Raw genomic sequence first — 20680 nt, 5'->3', positions numbered from 1 at the left:
ATTAGCTATTTATTACCAGGTACTAATGACAATTGATCGGTTAAGAAGACTAAGCGCACCACTTTGACCGTTAGCAATTTCGCCAATGGAGAGTACACCAAATAATTCAGAAGATTTATTGTGTTTACTAATGACTTGTAGCTCCTGATTATACCTATCTTCCATATATAACACTCTACTTACACAGTCGAACATCATTGATGCTTGTTGGCTAACATTGATGTTTGAAAAAACTTCAATTGCGGCTTCTTCAGCTGCATTAATTAAGTTATCTTCACTGCCATGAAGTAAATATACCATAGAGTTAATAGCTATTTTACCAACACATTGTAAGTGACCATTAATCGCTAAAACAGGATCGCGAACAATTAAATTATTATTGATATCTTCAATACCTAATGGAAAGTGTTTGGTAATATCGTGAAAGTTACCGCTATCAAACTTGTAATGACTATTAATTTCTATAGCTTGGGCATAAACGTCAAATGCTGCTTGATAATTTAAGCTTAGTACTGTTTGTTCGTGTACCTCCGAGGCTAAAAAAGGCCCTTCCAATATTTGCCAACCATGAGCAATACTTGTCGTTATTTTAGAAGGTAAGGAAACGAGCAATACTGAATTACTATAGATACCGTTATTGGTAATAACACTTGGCCGTTGAACGAAATCTAAATAGCCCGCTCCACCTCCAGCAATAGAAATAGTATGATCGAGACAATCAAAAAGGCAATCAATGAAATCTTCGATATTAGTCATTAAGCCATCATAAAACATTAAGAAATCATCTTGATGATTAAGATTTTCATTTTTTTCTAATACTCTATTGATCTGTTCTTCTAATTCATCTTCATCACTGACTTGATCTAAGTCAGAAAAAAGTGACGTTTGATAAACCTCTTTAAAACCTATAATTAAAGCTCCTTGTTTATACAAAGCAGTTTGGTGAGTAATCATAGGATACATTCCGCCAAAAACGGGTAACGAACAACCTGTTAACAATAACGTCAGTGCTTTTTCGTTGTATTCATTTTGGCTACAAATTAGCAGCATTAAGCTTTTTGCTCCTTTACCCTGAGCTAGCTGTAAACCTTTATTTAAATCATCAAGTGCTACACTTTCAATATACAAAGTGAATAATTCTTTATTCATATACTGGTATCCATCTGCATCTACCCATTTTTTTGTTATCAAAAATGCTTTTATTATATAAAAGTAGCGCTAATGCATAAAATTGTCTAGCTAATAGTAATCTCAAAACCTAGCCCCCCTTTTTTATTTCGCCTTAAAATAACCGACTTCAGAGCGTGTATTTTTTTTATCGAATCTAAAACTAGAAAAGCAATTAGTATATCAATACAATGGTGACTTTATTTAAGTAGAAGTTTTGGAGTATCAGTTGGTTAAGTTAAAAGGGATGAAGTCTACATTTTTATGTTTAATGGCAGTTACAGGCTTATTCTCATTATTAATTCACTTTCAAATACAGTGGCAAAGTCAATTAACGTTAATCAATTATTTGGTTTATCCATTACTGATCGTTACTGCTATCTTTGCAACCCAATTTAATCGCAGTAGAATTGCTATTTTATGCGGCTTATGGCTAGTATTTTTAGTTACTACAAACTCCCCATCTATTAACACCAAACCTTTAATGCTAAATACACAATGGCTACTTTTATATGGCGCTAGTTTATTTATGCTATTGGCTTTAATAAAAGATCGCGCCCTTTTATCTGTTCATATCATCAGTAGGCTTATATTTATTGGTTTGTGTGGCGTAATCACCTTTTTTTGGCTACAGCTGAGCCAAAGTTTACATAGCTTAATACCACAAACGCCATTATGGACATCAGTTTTACCTTACGTTCCTATTATCATACCACTTGGCTTGTTGGGCCTTTTATTGGTATGGCGTAGTATTAGTAATCACGATTTAACACTCACAGCGCTACTGATTACCTTTATTGTTTGGTGTCTAAATCAGCTAAATATTATTGCTTTACCTTGGACGCTTATTGCCATAGTGATGTCTGCACTATATTTACTTGCCGTTAGCACTGACTCGTACTATTTAGCTTACCGCGATGATTTAACTGGATTACCTACTCGTCGTGCATTAAACCAACTCGCCTTATCACTGGGGCGTAAATACACAGTGGCTATGCTTGATATTGATCATTTTAAAAAATTTAATGATACCTACGGACATGACATTGGTGATGAAGTGCTAAAACTGGTAGCAACAAGAATGGCTGAAATGCGTAGTAGTGGTAAAATTTATCGCTATGGCGGCGAAGAATTTACTGTTGTTTTTCCAAGAAAAACAGCCGAGCAAGCTATTCCTGAGCTAGACAAACTACGTCAAAGTATTGCTAATTACGACATGGTGATTCGTAGCGATAAACGAACAGATAAAAAGAGTAGGAACACCAAAAAGAATAATAACAAAACGGTCAATGTTGCAGTATCAATTGGTGTAGCACAAAGAGAGCCAAAACAAAGTTTTGAGCAAGCATTAAAAAATGCTGATTTAGCACTATATCGCGCTAAAAAGAAAGGGCGAAATAATGTCAGTCAGTAGCATTATAACTTTTCTACTTAAGCTCGTGTAATACTAGCTTTAACATAAAGTTTTCAAACACTGTTATATTTTTCATATACGATGAAGCCTCAATGATATAATCGTGTAAATAAACACTAAATTAAAATGTTAATTGAGATCTTCATGAGTATAAAACAAAAACAGGTATTACTTTTCGATCTTGACGGCACATTGGTTGATAGCGCGCCCGATATTGCTCTGGCAGTTAATAGCACCCTAAAAGATCTAAATAAACCGGCATTTGATGAAAATACTATTCGTCAGTGGGTAGGTAATGGCGCTAAAGCATTAATAGAGCGTGCGTTATCTGGCTCAACCAATATTAATAAAGAACTCGATCGCACAGTAGTTGAAGATACTTTAGCTATTTTCTTAAGGCATTATCAACAATGTATATGTGTCAATTCTGTTTTATATTATGGTGTTAAAGAAGGTTTGCTTACTTTAAAAAAAGCGGGTTTTCGTTTAGGGATAATCACCAATAAACCTGAAAAGTTAATTCAGCCAATACTCTCAGGCTTAGGTATTGGTGATATGTTCGAAATATTGATTGGTGGCGACACCTTACCAGAAAAGAAACCTAACCCTGCACCACTTTTATTAGCCTTAAAGCAGCTTGATGTTACCGCAGACCAGTGCTTAATGATTGGTGATTCTAAAAATGATATTCTAGCCGCAAAAGCAGCTAACATAGACAGTGTTGGTTTTACTTATGGTTATAATTACGGTGAAGATATCGCACAATATAATCCACAATGGTGTTTTAATACTTTCCCTGAATTCACTTCAGCAGCTTTTGATTAAGCAATATAAGCTAAGTGTTAATTGCGTCATACTAATTAAAACTTAGATTCAAATAACAAACTGACTTACGCTAAGCGCCAAATCGCCAAATCGCCAAATCGCCAAATCGCCAAATCAATTATAGATTAAAGATTCTTCGCTAACGCCACAGGATAATCTCGCTGCTGTGCTAACGCTATAGCTCGCTCTGTTACTTCAGTTTCAGAGCATTTCAAGCTAACAGGAAAGTAATGTTCTGTTAAATAGTTTATGCCTATTTTTGCTAATTTCTCATCTGCATACATTAATTGCTCAGCAATAAGTCCACAATCAATAAAATTCTTTAAGATCGCATCGGCGGCGTCTAAAGCTGAAGAGGCTTTCACTATTTCAGCACGAGCGTAATGTTGACCATAAAAAGATACATCTGCAGTCCGTAAATTAGCATCTTCGCCTGGAATTTGTTGTGCCCCAAAAAGTGGTTTTGCCGCCACAGTCGCTGAACTAAATTCTGGCAGAAACTGCGCCATATGTTCAATTGAACCTAGCGTTCTGTTTTGAATTAATTGCTCAGGCCACTGTTTATCAATTTTTTCTATAAAGCGTTTGGCTAATTTAGGCTGAGCACTATTAACCGAGCTAGCCACTAAACCTTGATCAAAAAGTGTGATGTCTTGCGTCATGCCATGTAATTGAAAATATCCGTCTGGGTAAGGCGTTAATTGTGCCATACCTTGCGGCGTTCCCCGCTCACCATAAAAGACAATTTCAGGCCATATACCATGACATTGCGGCCAATGTGCAACATAAGCGGCTTTAAATTCAACCATGCGCTTACGTTTGGCACTTACCATGTCATCAATTTCACCGGTTTTGAAACCGCAGGCATTAATGACATAATCATAATTTTTATGCTGAACAATATCACTGCCATGTTGCTTTGTTGATACCTGCCAACCTGGTTTATCTGTTTGTTGAGTGAGCCCAACAACTTGATTATTTGTTTGCAGGTGACACGTAGGTAAACGCTCTATAGCTAAACTAACAATGGCTGCAAAACGAAATGCGGACAAGCCATATTCTTGTACTAACAACACCGGAAACTTAAGCTTGTTTAAATCAACGTTTTGCGCAAATGAAATTAACCAATCACTCGCATCTGCCGCTTTTTCTGGTATTGCTTTTCGCTGTAATACCTCAAGCTCAGCACGAGAATAAAAGCGAAAATAATCCGCTGGTTTACCCAATACTTGATTACGATTGTCTTTATTAACTAATTCTTGATATTTAGCACGCAATTTTTCTAAACGGGGTAATAAGTCTTCTGGCTCACCATTGTCTGTTTTAGGTAACGCAATCACCGTGGGGCGAATATTGACACTGTGAGGGTAAACTTTAACCGTATCAATTGATTGCTGCAATAAAACCAAACACTGCTCATCACTGATTTCACGATATAGGTTGCCACCCGCATGTAAATGACAAATAGGAGGGCCGTTAACCAAACTCGGTCCTTTTTCTATCAAGGTAGTATCTAAACCTAATTCAGCAAAACGTAATGCAATAGTCGATCCTGCAACGCCGCCGCCAATAATGGCAATTTTAATTTTAGAGTTGGATAAAGGTTGCTGAGTAATTAAAGGTTTATGCATATTTTCGGGTAATGTTATATCAAGTGAGTTAATTCAACTTGAACTTGCAGCTTTATCGATAAATTAACTTATCGTTTAATAAGTAACCTGAGTTCGGTTTAATAAATTAAAAACATCTTAAACCGAGTTCAGGATAAGTAATATCAACGTGATAAATAATATTTTACTACCTTTATAGCAAAGTTAAGGTCTTTGCAAAGGATCTACTAAATTAGGCGAGATTATACAGTAATGTTGTTAAGGGTGGTACTTATCACGTTTGTTTAATCACTACCCTACCGCTCTTTAATCCTATGTCTAATAAGTCATATTATTACGACAGATAAAAATAAAGCTCAAGTAGGTAGATCAACTTACCTATAAACAATACAATCTATTAATAAAGAGTCATTAGCTAAAAAGATTAAGCTAATTGGTCTGGCTAACAAGAACGACTAGCGTCATTGTTAAAGACCTAAAATGTAAGCCTCTCTTCATAGTAAATATGCTCAAATAGTATTGTTAATCTCGATTACTTTAATTACCTTAAAATATTTATACCTGCAAAAAATTAGGAAAACAATGAAATACAATAACGTAACTAAAAATTATAAAATCCGAAGTTTGCTTACCTGTCTCTGGCTTTTTGTTTATAGCAGCTGTTCCTTTGCTAATGAACAAGTAACTATTAATGCCAATGAAAAACTAACTGAAATAATTAATGAAAGGTGGGATTATTCTTTAAAGGAGAATCCATTATCAGCGACTCGTTCTGGATTAAGTGAATATAATCATTTACTTCCTCGTGTATCACCAAAAGATAACAATAATCGCCTTGTCGCAGAACAGGAATTTCTTAGCCGATTATCGAGCATAGACATTGAACAACTTACTGAAGAAAATCGAATCAACCATCAGTTATTAAAATGGGTGATTGAAGATGCCATTAGTCGTTATCAGTTAAACTTATCTCGTATCCCATTAAATACTTTTAGTAGCTTTTTTCTATCGGTTCTTAGTATGGGTAATGGCTTAGTAATGAGTAATGCTAAAGACTATCAAGACTATATTGCTCGATTAAATGAAATTCCAAGATATTTCCATGAAAACATCGATAATATGCGCACCGGCATTGAAACCAATTTTACCCTACCAAAAATAGTTATTGAAGGCATCCTTCCTACTGTTAAAGCGCAAATTTATAAAGATCCGACGAAAAGCAGTTTATATAAACCGTTTTTAAAGATGAATAATACGCTTTCAGAAGAAACAAAAACACAACTTAGAGCAAGCGCCAAACAAGCAATCGCAAAATCGGCGATACCGGCGTTTGAAACATTTGCTGAATTTTTTGGTGGTGAATACTTAAAAGCAGCGCCTGAAAACCTTGGCGCAGAACAAATGAATAATGGCAAAGCCTATTATGCTCACCAAATTAAAACCTACACCACATTAACAGACATTACGGCACAAGAAATACATCAAATAGGGCTTAACGAAGTAAAGCGTATTCGTGAAGAAATGGACCAAATCATCAAGGACCTTAACTTCAAAGGCTCTTTTGAAGAGTTTACTCAATTTCTTCGAACTGATCCGCAATTCTATGCTAAATCTGCGAAAGACTTATTAAAAGAAGCTTCTTATGTTGCCAAACGTATTGATTATGTGATGCCTGAGTTCTTTGGGAAACTACCACGTTTACCCTACGGCGTAGTACCGGTACCTAAAGAGATAGCGCCCAATTATACAACTGCTTCATATAATGGTGCAGTAGTTGGTGGTAATCGTGGCGGCGCATACTGGTTAAATACTTATCAACTGGATCAACGCCCTTTATACGAACTTACCGCACTTACATTACATGAAGCGGTACCAGGTCATCATCATCAGTCAGCTATTTCAAGTGAACTAAAAAATGTACCTAAATTTCGTTTAGGGCTTTATTTTAGTGCATATGGTGAAGGTTGGGGATTATATTCAGAAAAGTTAGGTGTTGAAATGGGCGTTTACGACACACCCTATGATCATTTTGGCCGCTTAAGTTACGAAATGTGGCGAGCCTGTCGTTTGGTTATTGATACAGGCATACATTCTCAAGGTTGGAGTAGACAGCAAGGTATCGATTTTCTTGCCAGTAACACTTCGTTATCTGAAGCGAATGTAAGAGCTGAAGTAGATCGCTATATATCGTGGCCTGGACAAGCACTTTCATATAAATTAGGCGAGATTGCTATTTGGAAGCTTAGAAATAAAGCAGAAACAGCACTAGGCGAAAAATTTAACCTTCCTGATTTTCATGATGCTTTACTAGGTAATGGTGCATTACCACTAACCATGGTTGAAGCTGAAATTAACCGATTTATAGCAGCTAGTAAGTGAGTTGATTTCAAATTAAATAAGTTAAATTCTACTACGTTAACGTTGATAAAATTTAATTGGAAAAATTAGGTAGTAAAAATAAAATATCATAAACTGCTCAGCAAACGGTTGTGCAGTTTATGCGTGATAACGATTAAAAAACACACTTATTGATTATCTTAAAATGCCCTGAAAACCTTGTTGTTACATAAAGTTTACTCGTTGCAGAGTCCTTTTTAAATGTAGCATTCAACTTCGATAACTAACGCTTAATATTTCATAAGCTTTACGAATTTCAATAAAATCTTCTGGACAGCCTCCTTTATCTGGGTGGCTCATAGTGACTTTGCTTTTGTAAGCCTGACGAATATCCAGCCAATTTACATCTTTCTCTAGGCCTAATATAGTCAACGCTGCATCAACTTTATCCACAGCACGATACTTTTGCCAAAAGCTTACAAAGAGTGCATCAATATCGTCAGCAGTGATGTTATTCAAATTAGACCAGTCTAAATAATAGTAAGCTAGATCACTATCTCGTGTGGTTAAGCTATGTTCATTTGCTGCGTTTTTAGCAATAAGACAAATTTCTAATGGAAAAATAGTGAGTAAGAAACCTTCCGTTTGAATATCACGTTGAATTTGATATAAGGCGTTCATAACAAAAAAGTTCTTCTGAAAAAGAATAACTTGAGGGTCTTCTTCTTTACCAATAAGGGAAATAAGATCATCTTTACAAAGGTTAACTAAATCAATTAATGAGCATGCACTATGTTGTTTTTTTAAATATTCTAAAATAGGAATAATCAAAGGATTGGTCATTAATTTAGCTTCCTTTAAATGAGTTTCTGAAATGCAAAACCATTGCACTATGTTTGATAGCAATTTGTTAATAAACACGATTGAATAAATGTCAGATTACTTTACACTTTTAATTTTTCCCTTCATCTAAGAAAGTAATTAACTGATAAATAAAAGTTTTAATTTTTGGTATATAACCTGCTTAAATTATGGAGGAACATTAAAAATTACTAAAGGATAATAAAATGAATATAAACTTTTTTAAAGCAACTATTGTTACCTTAGCATTAACTGTAAGTAGTTTTGCAAATTCATCTCTAATTACTCATGAATTTAATGATGGAGACTCTTTAGCTGCTTGGTCTGTAGATCGTACAGCGCCTGATGGATTTGAAATTATAAATAATGAACTTGTTATGTCATTAACAGGGCCAGTTCACCCTACAAATACTTTTTATGATACGCACGGCATGAATCTTGATATTGGTCAATCAAACTATGTATCTATTGATGTTTTCATTGATAAGGATTGGATTAACGCTGAGCGATATGGTGGTGTGTGGGCTGAATCTTTTAACGCAGCTGATGTCACTACAGGTTGGCCTATTGTTGAATTTAGTGGGATAAGCGGAGTACAAGCTTGGGATAATGGTGGTTGGCAAGCATTTACAACTAACTTTATTACTGGCGAATTTAATAACTTTAAACTTCAAGTAACTTCTAATGGTGTAGAGTACTCATTAAACGATACTGTTTTTTATACTGATACTGTTGTAGATACCCAATATTTTGGCAAAGTATTTTTGAATGCTAAATATGAAGGAAATGATTTTTCAGTAAGATATGACAACTTAGTTTATGGAACGGTTAACGTTCCAGAGCCTTCAACCTTTGCTATTTTCGCATTAGGTATTTTGGGCTTAGCGTCACGTAAATTTAACAAGCAATAAGCTGATCGGTTATACACGCTTACATTCAAGTAAATGAATAGACTAAAAAGCACCATTTTTTGGTGCTTTTTATTTACTTTAATTTAACGAGTTCATTATGCCTGTATGAATTACGTACTAAAAACAACGCAACAGGACCTTTTTATAAGACTATTATTGTAAAGATGCTAACACTTTTTGATAAAAAAGCTCCTTATCATTATTACTTGTTTGAGTAAAATGAATAATGAATGCGTTCAATGTTTTAATAAGCTCTTCATCCGTAATATTTTTGTTTTCTTTCATTATTGTTAAGCATCGTGTTAAATAGATTTCAGCTTTGTCACTGTCGCCTGTTAATAAATAGAACCGTGCTAAACCAATTAAAGGACCTCTTAGCTCAGGGTGGTGCTCACCTAAGACCTCAATCTTAAAGTTAAGCCCTTCCTGATATAAGCTTAGTGCTTTATCCAACTGATTACTATCGAGATAAAGATTAGCAAGCTCCTGTGATGCAGTTAACGTGGTTGGGTGCTTTATACCTAATTTGGAGGTTAATTTTTTTACCGTATCTTCAATTAAAGGTCGTGCTTCGTCATAGCTTGCATTCAAGCGTAATAAACGTGAAAATTTCATTTGCGTTTGTAAGGTTTCAATATGGCTTTGACCTAGAATATCTTGTCTTAATTGCAATGTTTTTCTAAATAACCGTTCAGCCTCTGCTACTTTACCTAAACCACGGTAACTATCAGCAAGGTTATGCATTGATCTTAATACCGTAATATGACGTTCTCCAAAGACCACTGATGCATGCTGAATATGTGCTTTAATCATAGGCACTGCTAATTGATATTGCCCCATAGCTTCATATAATGAACCTAAGCTACTGGAACATACTAATGTTAATGGATCATATTCACCTAAAAGAACTCGACTATTTTCAATACACAAGTTGTACATCTTTTTAGCTTCTTCGTAGTCTCCTAGCCAGTAAGCTATCGTGCCCAATTGATTTAATGAACGAATGCTATCTTTATTTTTATTACCAAAAAGGTTTTTTCGTTTTTCATAAACTTGTGTATATATTATTTTTGCTTTCTCTAGCGATCCCGTATCCTGATAAAAACCACCTAAATTACTTAAATAACCAAGGTATATACTACTTTTTTCACCATACAGCTCTTTACTTAGCGTGATAGACTCTTTAATTAATGGTAATTGAATGTTGAATTCAAATTTATTACCATAAAAACGAATGTACTGATTTAAAAAATTTAAATACTCTTTAGTTTGCTTTAATTGAGTGTCGTTATAGAATATTGACGCTGTAGTTAAATGCTTTTCTGCTGCGTCGAGTAACCCTAAATCTATATAAATACCAGCAATGACTGTTTGAATAGTCGCGTCAATTTCAGGGTGTTTTTTTAAAGCATTATCAGCAGTAATATTTTCACTGGCTTTTACCAGAATATCTTTAACTAATACTTCTTTACCCTTTGCTTTTTGGGGTTGGATTTCCTTAAACATATTAGTTAAAAATGTGGCTATTGCATCAGCTTTTTTACTTTGATATAAAGCGACATCACGTTCATAACCAACCTGCCTTGATTGATACCACGTTAAAAGACTAAAACCAATCATGACTAAGACAAACAGAGTAATGAAATTATTTTTTCTGTTTTCGTGCCGCTTAGATTTGGAAATAAACTCGATTTCATTAGCATTTAGATGAATACCAGAGCGTTTACTTAATTCAATATCGTCTAAAATCTTTTGCTTTGAATTGAGTAGAGTGTCTGTAGACTTATTACTTTCTAACCAATATAAACAATCATCCGCCAATTGTTCACGCTTATAAATTGCTTCACTATTTTCATTAACCCATTTGCTAATTCTATGCCAATGCTTTAATAAGGCTTCATGAGCAATAGTGATAAATTGTACTTCACTATTTATTTTTTCATTTTTAGCTTTTGAAGGAAAGTAACGCTGCTCCCCTGTTGATGTCTGAAGTATTGTTACGAAAAGATGCGCATCAAGAAAGCTTTGAATAAATTGTTTTTCGGCTGGATCAACAAAAATAGCTATTGGTGCTTTTCGTGCCGTAATACTCTGTTTATTACGGTAGTCTATTTTGACTAAAGCGTGCATTATACTATCCCAGCATTTTTGCGCAGATGGTGATAAAAGATTAAAGGTGATTTCTGCTTGCTGAGCTATCGCCCCTTCCATTCCCCCCATATCATGATAAACGCTAAGCAGTAATTTGTTATCTTTACTACGTTGCTGGTATAGCAAGTCAAGTGTGTACTCTAACAGTGGTAAAGCATCGTGGTTTTTAACCGCTGCGGCCAGTAATATCTCATCCAATTGTTCGCCGCTTATTTCATCTTTTTCAAATGTTAAGCCTGCAGCTATGGCTGGATTACGTATCATCCTTGTAATTTCAATGGGGCTGGCGGCTTGTAAGTCGTATTGACGCCCATTATCTTTTAAATCAGGAAAACCATTAACGTCGATACATTCTGCATAAAAATCATTTCGTAACATGGCAATGCATAATAAATTTTCGCATTGTGCTAACTGCTTTATACAAAGAACCAGGTTTTCTTTCAAACGCGTATCTAAATTATCATCCAGTAAAAATTGTTCAAACTGATCAATAACCAATAATTGGTAATTTTTTACTTTATTTGGACCGTCAATGTTTTCTGTTAATTCGCCAGTGTGTACTAGGCCGTTTTGAACGAGACTTTTTGTATATAATCCTGACGTTAGTTTGCGTGGTGTTTGTTCTACTTCCTTTATAAAGTTCGTCAATTCAATATCAGGCTTTAATAGAGATAATGTACTTAAAGCATTGATAATTGTAGCCGTAGGTGATTCATGAATACTTTGGTTGGGCGTTATAATATGATGTTGTTTTACGCGCAATTGAGCAAAGCCAGTTTCGCTGTTCAAATAAGGTAATACCCCTGCTCGAATCAATGACGATTTACCACTACCACTTTTCCCCAATAATAATAAAAAATGACAACGGCGTTCAATACAATGCTTTAAACTTTGAATAACTTCCGCAATCGCTTTTGTTCTGCCAAAGTAGATAGGCGTATGACTTTCATCAAACGTATTCAAACCCATATATGGTGAACCATGGGTCCATTGTGTAAGACTCTGCCGTGGAGCAAAGTGTGATGCTTCATTTTTAAAAACAACATCACTAATAATTCGATAACCGCGTCGATATATAGTTTCAATATATATCGGCTGCTTAGCATTACAACCTAACTTTTTTCTTAGACCCGCAATACATTTTTGGACAGGAGCATCGCCATAGAAAGTACCTGACCAACAAGCGATTAACAACTGTTCTGCGCTAATAGTTTGACCCGCGTTTTGACATAGATAAATGAGTACATCCATCATTTTAGGCTCAATGGTAAAACTATTATCTTTACTTATGAGTTGATTTGAACCGCTATCTACGGCCCATTCACCTAAGGTAAAAGAGTATTGTTTATCGGTTGCATTTAACTGATCTTTGCTTGCCATTCTAGTACCAGTAACTTAATAAGCCTTATCTATTGATATAAAGCTTATAGTATCAACAACGTCTTTACCATAAACATTACATAAAAAATAAAAACCAAAAACAACACCCTAAACCATTGATAATAAATAAATTTAATTAAAACCATCATGGTAAGGAAATCGTAAGGTTCTCTATATTCGCTTTATTGCAATATGGTAAGGAAGTCGTAAGTACTTTTACATAATAATTAGTAATAATAGTTCAGATGCAGGGGGAAGTATAAATTAACAAAGAACAAATCCATAAAGGAGAAAGGCAATGAAAACTATATTTGGTCTACTATTAATATCTGTTTTTTTATTGGTGGGTACAGTAACTAATGCTAACAACTTTAATATAAAAGTTAACACAAACGTTAATAATAAAAACTTGATTGATGTTTGGAATAATGACTTTTCTCAAAAAGCTTTTTTTAATGAGAAAAATAATACCACCTACTTAACTATTTATAATCAGCAAAATGAACGCGTCGCTGAACACCTTATACCAAGAGCAAAAAAACTGAAGAATATTACTTGGTCTACAAACAACAAATACCTAACCTTTACCGAAAATGATCAAAATTTATGGGTGTATAGCATTGAACACAATGCGAGTAAATTAATTGAAAACAACGTTATTAATACCAAAGAAAATAAATTTAGTGTGCAATGGTCGCCAAATAGTGAATGGATTCAATATTTATCGCATGTAAACTCTCGAAATAAAGCAAAAATCTATTCATTAAAACGCCATCGCTCTTTTATCTTACCTATAAATTCAAGCCAAATATCATCTATAAACTGGCAAGATTATGACAATAAACTCATCATCAATTCCCCGTTTATGGAGCCAGAAAAACCTGAACAGATGATTATTTATGGAATTAAGTTGGTATTACAAGCTGACTCTCAGGTTGCACGCTTACACTAATTTATAAAACCAGTATTTATTTAGATATCATCCATACGATTAGCAGCATGTATAATTTGTTGAGATTTTGCCGATTGGAGTTCAATTAAATTTTCAAGGTGCGTTTTCACTGTTTCACTTGGCATTAGTGCCTTGATAACGTTTAACCACTCGTTTAGCTGAACTCTTATTTGTGTCGTTACATCGAGTACAGTAGTAATGTTAACATCCGAATTTTCTTTAAAACTGATAATGCTTTCTGAGACCTTATGTTCAATATCTTCATCAATCCACGTACTAAGAACACCAATAGCTTCATCGCTAATTAACTTTTGAATATCAAGAATATTTTCTGCTTGCTTTTCAATAATGTAATGAAGAAAAATACGTGTTCGTTCATCCTTTGTGTTTTCTAAAAAATGGGCATATAAATCATTTAATTCTTGGTTTATTTCCACTACGTGCTGATAAATGTCTTTTAATTGATGATATCTCATTATGTTTCCTTAAATTTATAATAAATGGTATCGCTTTTGATAGTCATGTTTGAATTTACAATACCATGTTAACTATTGAAGTAACTATCAATCTCAATATTAAAAAAATATGTCACAACACTTACTTTAAGAGTTAAGCAATTTTTGTAAAATAGGACTTGTGGTTGTATACAGTGTCGCAACACGTTTTGTAGTATCCATTGACTGCTTAATAGCAAAAGCGGCTAATGCTGATTCATGAAAGCCACTTAAAATTAAATTTCTTTTACCTGGATAATAATTTATATCGCCGACAGCATATATACCCGTAATAGACGTTTGAAACTTTTCCGTATCTACACAAATTTGATGACGGTTCATTTCAAGATTCCAGTTAGCTATGGGACCAATTTTGGGTGATAAACCAAACATAACAAGTAAAGAATCAACATCAACGGTTCTTTTTATACCTGAAGATTGAATTATAAGCTTACTTAGTGAGTCTCCCTCTTTTTTATAATCAACCACTTGTCCACATAAAAATTGCATTTCATAATTTGTGCATAACTGCTCCATTTTATTAATACTCGCTTCTGAGGCTCTAAAATTAGTACTTCGATGAATCATCAAAACACTTTGTGCTATAGGTTGTAATGTCAGTGCCCAATCAAATGCACTATCACCACCACCTAATACCACAACATTTTTATCTTTAAAGGCATTTTTATCTTTTACTCTATAAAAAAGTTGGCGATCTTCAAATGCCTCAATCCCCTTAACTTTTAAACGAACAGGTTCGAAAGCACCACTGCCTGCGGCAATAATTACTGCTCTACATTCGATTAAAATATCTCTATCCGTTTTAACAAAAAACAAATCATCTCTTTCTTTATGTATCTCTATAACCTTTTGAGATAACAAATATTCTGGATTAAATGGTGAGGCTTGCTTTTCTAACGCCTCAATTATCGACTGCGCGGAAGCGACAGGAATAGCGGGAATATCATAAATAGGTTTGTCTGGGTAAAGTTGTGAACACTGGCCTCCTATTTCAGGAACGCTATCAACAACAATAGCTTTCAGACCTTGTAAACCTAATTCAAATATTTGAAATATTCCTACAGGGCCGGCACCAATAATAACAACATCTGTCTTTAAGTTTTCCATATTGAGTATTCCTAATATCTACGAATCTTTCAAGTTAAACTAAGCAAGAACAAGGCGGTAAATTTTTCTTTAAGCTATCTCTAAATTATTTAATAAAAGCAGTGTCATTGGTTCCATAAACTATATCATGAAGCCCATTATTGTATAACCCTAGTATCTTCATTGTTTATAGCGAAAAATACTCAGTATTTTGATAAAACGTTTGTAAAACAAAAGTCTTAAGGAAGTGGTTTTTCTTTAAAATATAATAACTTAGTAAAGAGAACTATTGACGTTTCAAAGCATTCGCACCTAGTTATTTTAATGTTAGGGTTGATAGCTTTAGCTTCACCTAAATTTAAAAACAGTACGTTAATCTGTTTACTCGTTTACATTCATGATTTTACTCATACTATTAGTCTAGAATTTGTAACACCGTCTGCCCTTTTGGTGTAAAAAGCCACACTAATACAGCTAAATTTACAAATACCGTCAGCCAAAAAATTCTTCTAAATTCTTTCTTTTGAGATTTATGCCTTAATACTTGCTGTGCTATAGCGGCGCCTGGCCAACCACCAATCAAGGCAAGCATATGTAAAGAGCTTTCTGGTGTTCGCCAAACCTTGCGCTTTGCTTTTGACTTATCTGATGCATAAACTAAAAAGGTAATAGCACTAGCGCCTACATATAGGAATATAAGCTTCTGAGGAAAGTATTCGAACAGATAAAATATTATAATCGAGGTAATAAAAACAACCGACAAATAAATTGAAAAACGATTCATTTTTTTGGCTGCCTTTACCTTTAATTTTTCACCCGAAAATGTCGCTTGATCTGCACAAATTCGGCCTTGCCTATCTTTTGATAAAGAAAAGGTAATAACATCATTTATTTGAGGTGTTCGATGTCGGTTGATTAACGCCTTTTTATGAATAAAAACCTGTTCACCACCACCATTAGGCGCGATAAAACCAAAAGCCTTGTCTTCATTCCATTTAATTAACTTACCTTTTGAGCGCATGCTCAACTCCTTATTAATCACTACACTATGCGATAATTTACCAGCGTTTGATAATTAATAAAGAGCTTTTCATTTTAAAAAAGGTCTTCGAAAATTGGTTTTTATAAGTTATAGCTTAAAAAGGCGATTAAAGTTGTCGGTTGATAATTTAGCAATAGTTTCAACCGATTGACCACGAATACTTGCTAAGTGTTTAGCGACTTCTACTACATACGCTGGTTGATTCTCTTTACCTCGATGTGGCACAGGGGCAAGGTATGGTGAATCTGTTTCAATCAAAAATCTATCATCAGGCACAAGTTTAGCAACTTCTCTTAGTTCATTCGCATTTTTAAATGTAACAATACCGGAGAATGAAATATAAAAACCTAGTTCAATTGCTTGCTTAGCCATATCCCAAGACTCTGTAAAACAATGTAAAATACCGCCAACTTCTGCTGCATTTTCAGAGCGTAATAAATCTAAGGTATCTTGCTGAGCAGCGCGTGTGTGTATAATTAAAGGTTTATTCAGCTCTTTAGCAACAATGATATGTTTTTTAAACGAGTCTAGTTGTACCGCTTTAGTTTCTGGCGCGTAGTGATAGTCTAACCCTGTTTCACCCACCGCAATAACAGCAGGGTCGCTGGCTAAGGTGCGTAACTCATCAATATTGACTTCATCTTCTTGATTTAATGGGTGCATACCACACGTAAGCATTACATTATCAAAGCCTTTAGTTTGTTCAGCCATGGCAGGAAAGTCTTTCAAAGTAACACTAACACACAAAAGCTTATCTACTTTTACATCTTTTGCTGCCTGTACTACATTCGCTAAACTGTCACCATGAAGCGATAAATTTAAACGGTCTAAATGGCAATGTGAATCTATAAACAATGGAAAACTCCGATAATACTAAATTGATTAGGTTGGTGTAACTTACTAAAAAAAAAGCCCTAATAATAACTAAAGGGCTTAGTAACAAATTGATAAAATTATGCTATTACATGGTTAATGTTGCTTCTGACGAACTTAGCTGTCGTGCAATTGCTTTTTCAATTTGAAAACGTACTTTGTCAGGATCATCCCTAAAGCTTACCCCAATTCCTGCAGGTGTTCCGTTTTGTGCTCCTGTTGGTGTTAACCAGCACACTTCACCGGTAATTAATGAAGGCTCTAAAGAGTCAGGTAATAATATATTTAGCTCAACCTCGGCACCTAAATCATAAGGCTCTACAGTACGAACAAACAAACCACCTTCTTTTAAAAAGGGCATATAAGAAATATATAAATCGTGTTCTGATTGAAATTCAATATTAATTGGGATCAAAATCGATATCCTACTCGTTAACTTTCGCTTGCTCAAGCACGTCACTTATCGCCATGATAAGTTTTTCATAAACAAACTGTTTGTTTGCTTGAGTATATGATTTTATTACTTTACACCCATTTATGATGACTTTGTAGAGGTTATTCAAAACTTCAGGGTCTAATGTTAATTTATTCGAAGGCTCGGTCGTAAGAATGAACTGATCACGATATAAATTCACAGTAATTTGCTCTAACCAACGCAAACCATGTTCATTACTTTGTAGCTGTGCAAGTAATTGAGGTTCTACTTGCTGCCCATCAAGAAAATTTACATAACATGTTTTGAACTGTTGAAAAGCATCATTAATAACCGTATTTGTTAACTCAGGTAACTGAGTTAAATTGATAAATGGACTGTTCAGTTCAGTATTAGCGTCAATACTAACTCCTTGCTCTGACATACTTTGCAGTAAAGCTTGCCCCACTTTCGGTCTAATATTAATAACTCTACATCGACTAATAATGGTTGGTAGCAGCATTTCAATGTCATTCGTTAATAAAATAATAACGCTATTATCACTGGGCTCTTCAAGAGTTTTTAACAAGGCATTTGCGGCAGCTTGAGTCATTGTTTGTGCATGTTCAATTAAAACCGTTTTAAATTTCCCCAAATGAGCTGTTTGTTGTAAAAAGCGATTAGCATTACGAACGTCATCTACACCTAAATTACTTTTTTCTGCAATAAGCGCTAGGTGATCTGGGTATGTTTTACTTTTTAATAATAAACATGACTTACATTGACCACAGCTAACTAACACCTCGGTTTGATTAACCGTTTGCGGTTGCTTACAGCTTAGTAAATGCAATAACCACTGCGCAAACTCAAGTTTACCTGAGCCGGTCACACCATTAATTAAAATGGCATGAGGCAAAATATTACGACGGAACTGATTGCTAAATATTTGTTGGTGAGAAAGTAGCCATGGTTTCATATTAAGAGTGCTTTTCTTGTTGCTGACTAAGCAAAACATCAATGATGTTGATTACATCTGATAATACTTTTTCTTTTGATTGAGCCGCATCAACCACTTCAAACTTTTCTGGTGATTGCTCTGCTTGCTTTAAATAACCATTGCGAGCACGAATTAAAAAGTCAGCCTTTTCATCTTCTAAGCGGTCAAGCCCTTCTCCACGACTCTGCACTCTTTTCAAGCCTTCAGCAGGGTCTAAGTCTAAAATAATATTCATATCAGGGCTAAAACCATTTAATGCTAAATCATTTATTTTGGTAATAGTATCAATATCAATGCCTCTCGCATAATGCTGAAAGCTAAAGGTAGCCGCATCGAATCGATCAGAGATAACAACTTTGCCTGCCGATAACGCCGGTATTATTTTTTCTTGAATATGCTGTGCGCGACCAGCACCAAATAGCATTAATTCGGTCATGAAAGACATTTCAGGTGTTTTAGGATCTAAAATAACGTCTCTAATTTTTTCACCTATCGGTGTTCCTCCCGGCTCTCTGGTAAGTAAAACATCAACACCCTTTGAAATGAGGTATTTTTCAATGCTTTGTATAACGGTAGTTTTACCTGCGCCATTACTACCATCAAAAACAACCATAAAACCTTTTTTCATATAATTTCTCTATGTTTCAACTAAAATATTCAAGGAGTATATTCAAAATGAATAGTTCCTATTGAATACGTATCTTGTTGACTTTAATTGGTTACAGTAACCTTATTCGCTGTATTTTCTCAAATTCACCGAGTAAATACAAACAACGGGTAGCTATACTAACACTCAACAATTTAATAAATTATGAACTTAGCTACCTAGTGCTCGGTAACATTCCTTTAAGCAGTAAGCCAAAAATATCTGCTCCGGTGATAATGCGTTTACTTTCGCCCCAAATAAGTAAAACATCATAATCTATAACGCCATCAAAGTTTTTATCGGTCGATCTATTAATTTTCATTTGCAGCATTGCTTCATTTAATGGGGTTGTTTCATCGGTGATAACAACAGGACGATGACAATAGTTATAAGGGTCAAAGTTATCTGTTTGATATAATGCAGCCCTTGATAAACCGTCGGCATCTAATATTAATAATGGATAACCTTCTAAATTAGTTAGAATGACCCAACTATGATTTGTTTCGTTAACTTGCATCAGAAAAGGATCATCTGGGCTTTGTTTTATTGGCGGTATCATGGGTAAATCTAACTTAGTTGGTAAAGCGATGATTGACTTAGGATCAATAATTTCACCTTCTTCTGTTACATGTATTTCATCTAAAGCAAAAAAGTTTAATGCACCGATTCCTTCTACTTGATTAAGATCGGCTTCTTCGGCTGTAATATGTTGACGTATGATATTTCTAAGTTCGCTTTCTTCTAAGTAGGTTATACCTTCTTTTCCTAACCAAGCATCAAGAATCAGTGCAGTAGGTTTAGCAACAGGATAAAAAACAAACTGATAAAAACGAATAACTGGCGCTAAAATACTGCCCATTTTTAAAGCATTACGTGAAAAGTATGCTTGTGGAGTAATTTCACCAATAATGGTAATCGCGATAGTTGAAAATAAAAAAGCACTAACGCCGGTTAACACTGAATCTGACAACATAGTTAATAAAACATTAATACCAACATTACCCCATAAAATGGTAGATAAAAGAAAATTGGAATCATCTCTAAGCTTTAAAACTTTTTCAGCAGCTTTGTTACCTTTTTTAACTTCAACTTCTAAATGAAGCCGACTGATAGAGAAAAATGCAAGGTTTAAGCCTGAAAAAACAGCTGAATGTGTGATACAAATTGCGATAGCACACCAAGTAATAATGTCAGTTGACATATCAGATCCCTAAAATTAATTTTAAAGCATGTATTAATGCGAAATATTAACTGAACCTGCTTAGATCACAACTAATCATTTGCTATTTACTGCTTTATATTGCTTATAATGTTGTATATTTACTTCATCATTATGTTATACAGCAATGAATAATACTGACCTATTTATAATAAATGATTTTTACTTGTTTCTTTAATATAAGTTGCGGATACGATGGCGATTCTTTCTCTTGGTATTACCATTTTCATTTAAAATACGATAATGAAGACCATTAAAGATGACTTGGCGTTTTATTTTTTA

At 34.5% G+C, this 20680-nt stretch carries 17 protein-coding genes; 5 read left to right on the top strand and 12 right to left on the bottom strand.

The genetic code is table 11. The features are described 5' to 3' along the window. Positions 1-12 precede the first annotated feature (12 nt). Entirely contained in the window at positions 13-1149 is a 1137-nt protein-coding gene (locus tag KO509_RS06620; protein WP_215972497.1) for an FIST C-terminal domain-containing protein, read from the bottom strand. A 265-nt stretch (positions 1150-1414) separates the two neighbouring features. On the opposite strand from KO509_RS06620, the gene KO509_RS06615 reads away from it, so the two are divergent. Both KO509_RS06615 and KO509_RS06610 read left to right on the top strand, forming a co-directional pair. Further along, positions 1415-2581 (top strand): GGDEF domain-containing protein, encoded by a 1167-nt coding sequence (locus KO509_RS06615; RefSeq protein WP_252727425.1) that lies wholly within the window; start codon positions 1415-1417, stop codon positions 2579-2581. Positions 2582-2725: 144 nt separating this feature from the next. After that, entirely contained in the window at positions 2726-3406 is a 681-nt protein-coding gene (locus tag KO509_RS06610) for a phosphoglycolate phosphatase (protein ID WP_215972495.1), read from the top strand. A gap of 125 nt (positions 3407-3531) precedes the next feature. Here KO509_RS06610 and KO509_RS06605 read toward each other — a convergent pair whose 3' ends face one another. Then, positions 3532-5037, bottom strand: coding sequence for an FAD-dependent oxidoreductase (locus KO509_RS06605; RefSeq protein ID WP_215972494.1), 1506 nt, complete (start codon positions 5035-5037; stop codon positions 3532-3534). 561 nt (positions 5038-5598) lie between these two features. Between KO509_RS06605 and KO509_RS06600 the strand changes: the two genes are divergently transcribed. Next, a complete protein-coding gene (locus KO509_RS06600; RefSeq protein WP_215972493.1) occupies positions 5599-7395 on the top strand; it encodes a DUF885 domain-containing protein in 1797 nt (598 codons plus the stop codon). A 228-nt stretch (positions 7396-7623) separates the two neighbouring features. On the opposite strand, the gene KO509_RS06595 is transcribed toward KO509_RS06600, so the two are convergent. After that, positions 7624-8196: a DNA-J related domain-containing protein gene (locus KO509_RS06595; RefSeq protein ID WP_215972492.1), complete on the bottom strand. Its 573-nt coding sequence runs from the start codon at positions 8194-8196 to the stop codon at positions 7624-7626. 224 nt (positions 8197-8420) lie between these two features. On the opposite strand from KO509_RS06595, the gene KO509_RS06590 reads away from it, so the two are divergent. Beyond that, positions 8421-9125 (top strand): PEP-CTERM sorting domain-containing protein, encoded by a 705-nt coding sequence (locus KO509_RS06590; protein WP_252727424.1) that lies wholly within the window; start codon positions 8421-8423, stop codon positions 9123-9125. A 153-nt stretch (positions 9126-9278) separates the two neighbouring features. Here the strand turns inward: KO509_RS06590 and KO509_RS06585 are convergent, their stop codons facing one another. Next, positions 9279-12656 carry a tetratricopeptide repeat protein gene (locus KO509_RS06585; protein ID WP_215972491.1) on the bottom strand — a complete coding sequence of 1126 codons (3378 nt, stop codon included), beginning with the start codon at positions 12654-12656 and terminating at the stop codon, positions 9279-9281. Between the two features lie 298 nt (positions 12657-12954). On the opposite strand from KO509_RS06585, the gene KO509_RS06580 reads away from it, so the two are divergent. Further along, entirely contained in the window at positions 12955-13608 is a 654-nt protein-coding gene (locus tag KO509_RS06580; protein WP_215972490.1) for a hypothetical protein, read from the top strand. A 20-nt stretch (positions 13609-13628) separates the two neighbouring features. On the opposite strand, the gene KO509_RS06575 is transcribed toward KO509_RS06580, so the two are convergent. From KO509_RS06575 to KO509_RS06540, 8 genes are all read right to left on the bottom strand, one after another. Beyond that, positions 13629-14084: a hypothetical protein gene (locus KO509_RS06575; RefSeq protein WP_215972489.1), complete on the bottom strand. Its 456-nt coding sequence runs from the start codon at positions 14082-14084 to the stop codon at positions 13629-13631. A 126-nt stretch (positions 14085-14210) separates the two neighbouring features. Then, the gene (locus KO509_RS06570) at positions 14211-15230 is read right to left on the bottom strand and encodes an NAD(P)/FAD-dependent oxidoreductase (protein ID WP_215972488.1); all 1020 of its coding nucleotides are present in this window, start codon (positions 15228-15230) and stop codon (positions 14211-14213) included. A 394-nt stretch (positions 15231-15624) separates the two neighbouring features. Beyond that, positions 15625-16230 (bottom strand): DUF1294 domain-containing protein, encoded by a 606-nt coding sequence (locus KO509_RS06565; protein WP_215972487.1) that lies wholly within the window; start codon positions 16228-16230, stop codon positions 15625-15627. A 108-nt stretch (positions 16231-16338) separates the two neighbouring features. Next, the gene (locus KO509_RS06560; RefSeq protein ID WP_159820768.1) at positions 16339-17106 is read right to left on the bottom strand and encodes a YchF/TatD family DNA exonuclease; all 768 of its coding nucleotides are present in this window, start codon (positions 17104-17106) and stop codon (positions 16339-16341) included. A 106-nt stretch (positions 17107-17212) separates the two neighbouring features. Then, positions 17213-17539, bottom strand: a complete 327-nt coding sequence (locus KO509_RS06555; RefSeq protein WP_215972486.1) for a PilZ domain-containing protein — start codon at positions 17537-17539, stop codon at positions 17213-17215. Between the two features lie 10 nt (positions 17540-17549). Continuing rightward, the gene (locus KO509_RS06550; RefSeq protein ID WP_215972485.1) at positions 17550-18512 is read right to left on the bottom strand and encodes a DNA polymerase III subunit delta'; all 963 of its coding nucleotides are present in this window, start codon (positions 18510-18512) and stop codon (positions 17550-17552) included. Position 18513: 1 nt separating this feature from the next. Beyond that, positions 18514-19161 (bottom strand): dTMP kinase, encoded by a 648-nt coding sequence (tmk, locus tag KO509_RS06545; protein ID WP_215972484.1) that lies wholly within the window; start codon positions 19159-19161, stop codon positions 18514-18516. A gap of 193 nt (positions 19162-19354) precedes the next feature. Then, complete coding sequence (locus KO509_RS06540) at positions 19355-20380, bottom strand: CNNM domain-containing protein (protein ID WP_215972483.1); 1026 nt, start codon at positions 20378-20380, stop codon at positions 19355-19357. Between the last annotated feature and the right edge of the window lie 300 nt (positions 20381-20680).

Source organism: Colwellia sp. C2M11 (genome assembly GCF_018860915.1).
GTDB lineage: Bacteria > Pseudomonadota > Gammaproteobacteria > Enterobacterales > Alteromonadaceae > Colwellia.
The sequence above is the reverse complement of the archived record's forward strand: the minus strand, read 5'-3'. Positions and strand labels throughout refer to the sequence as shown.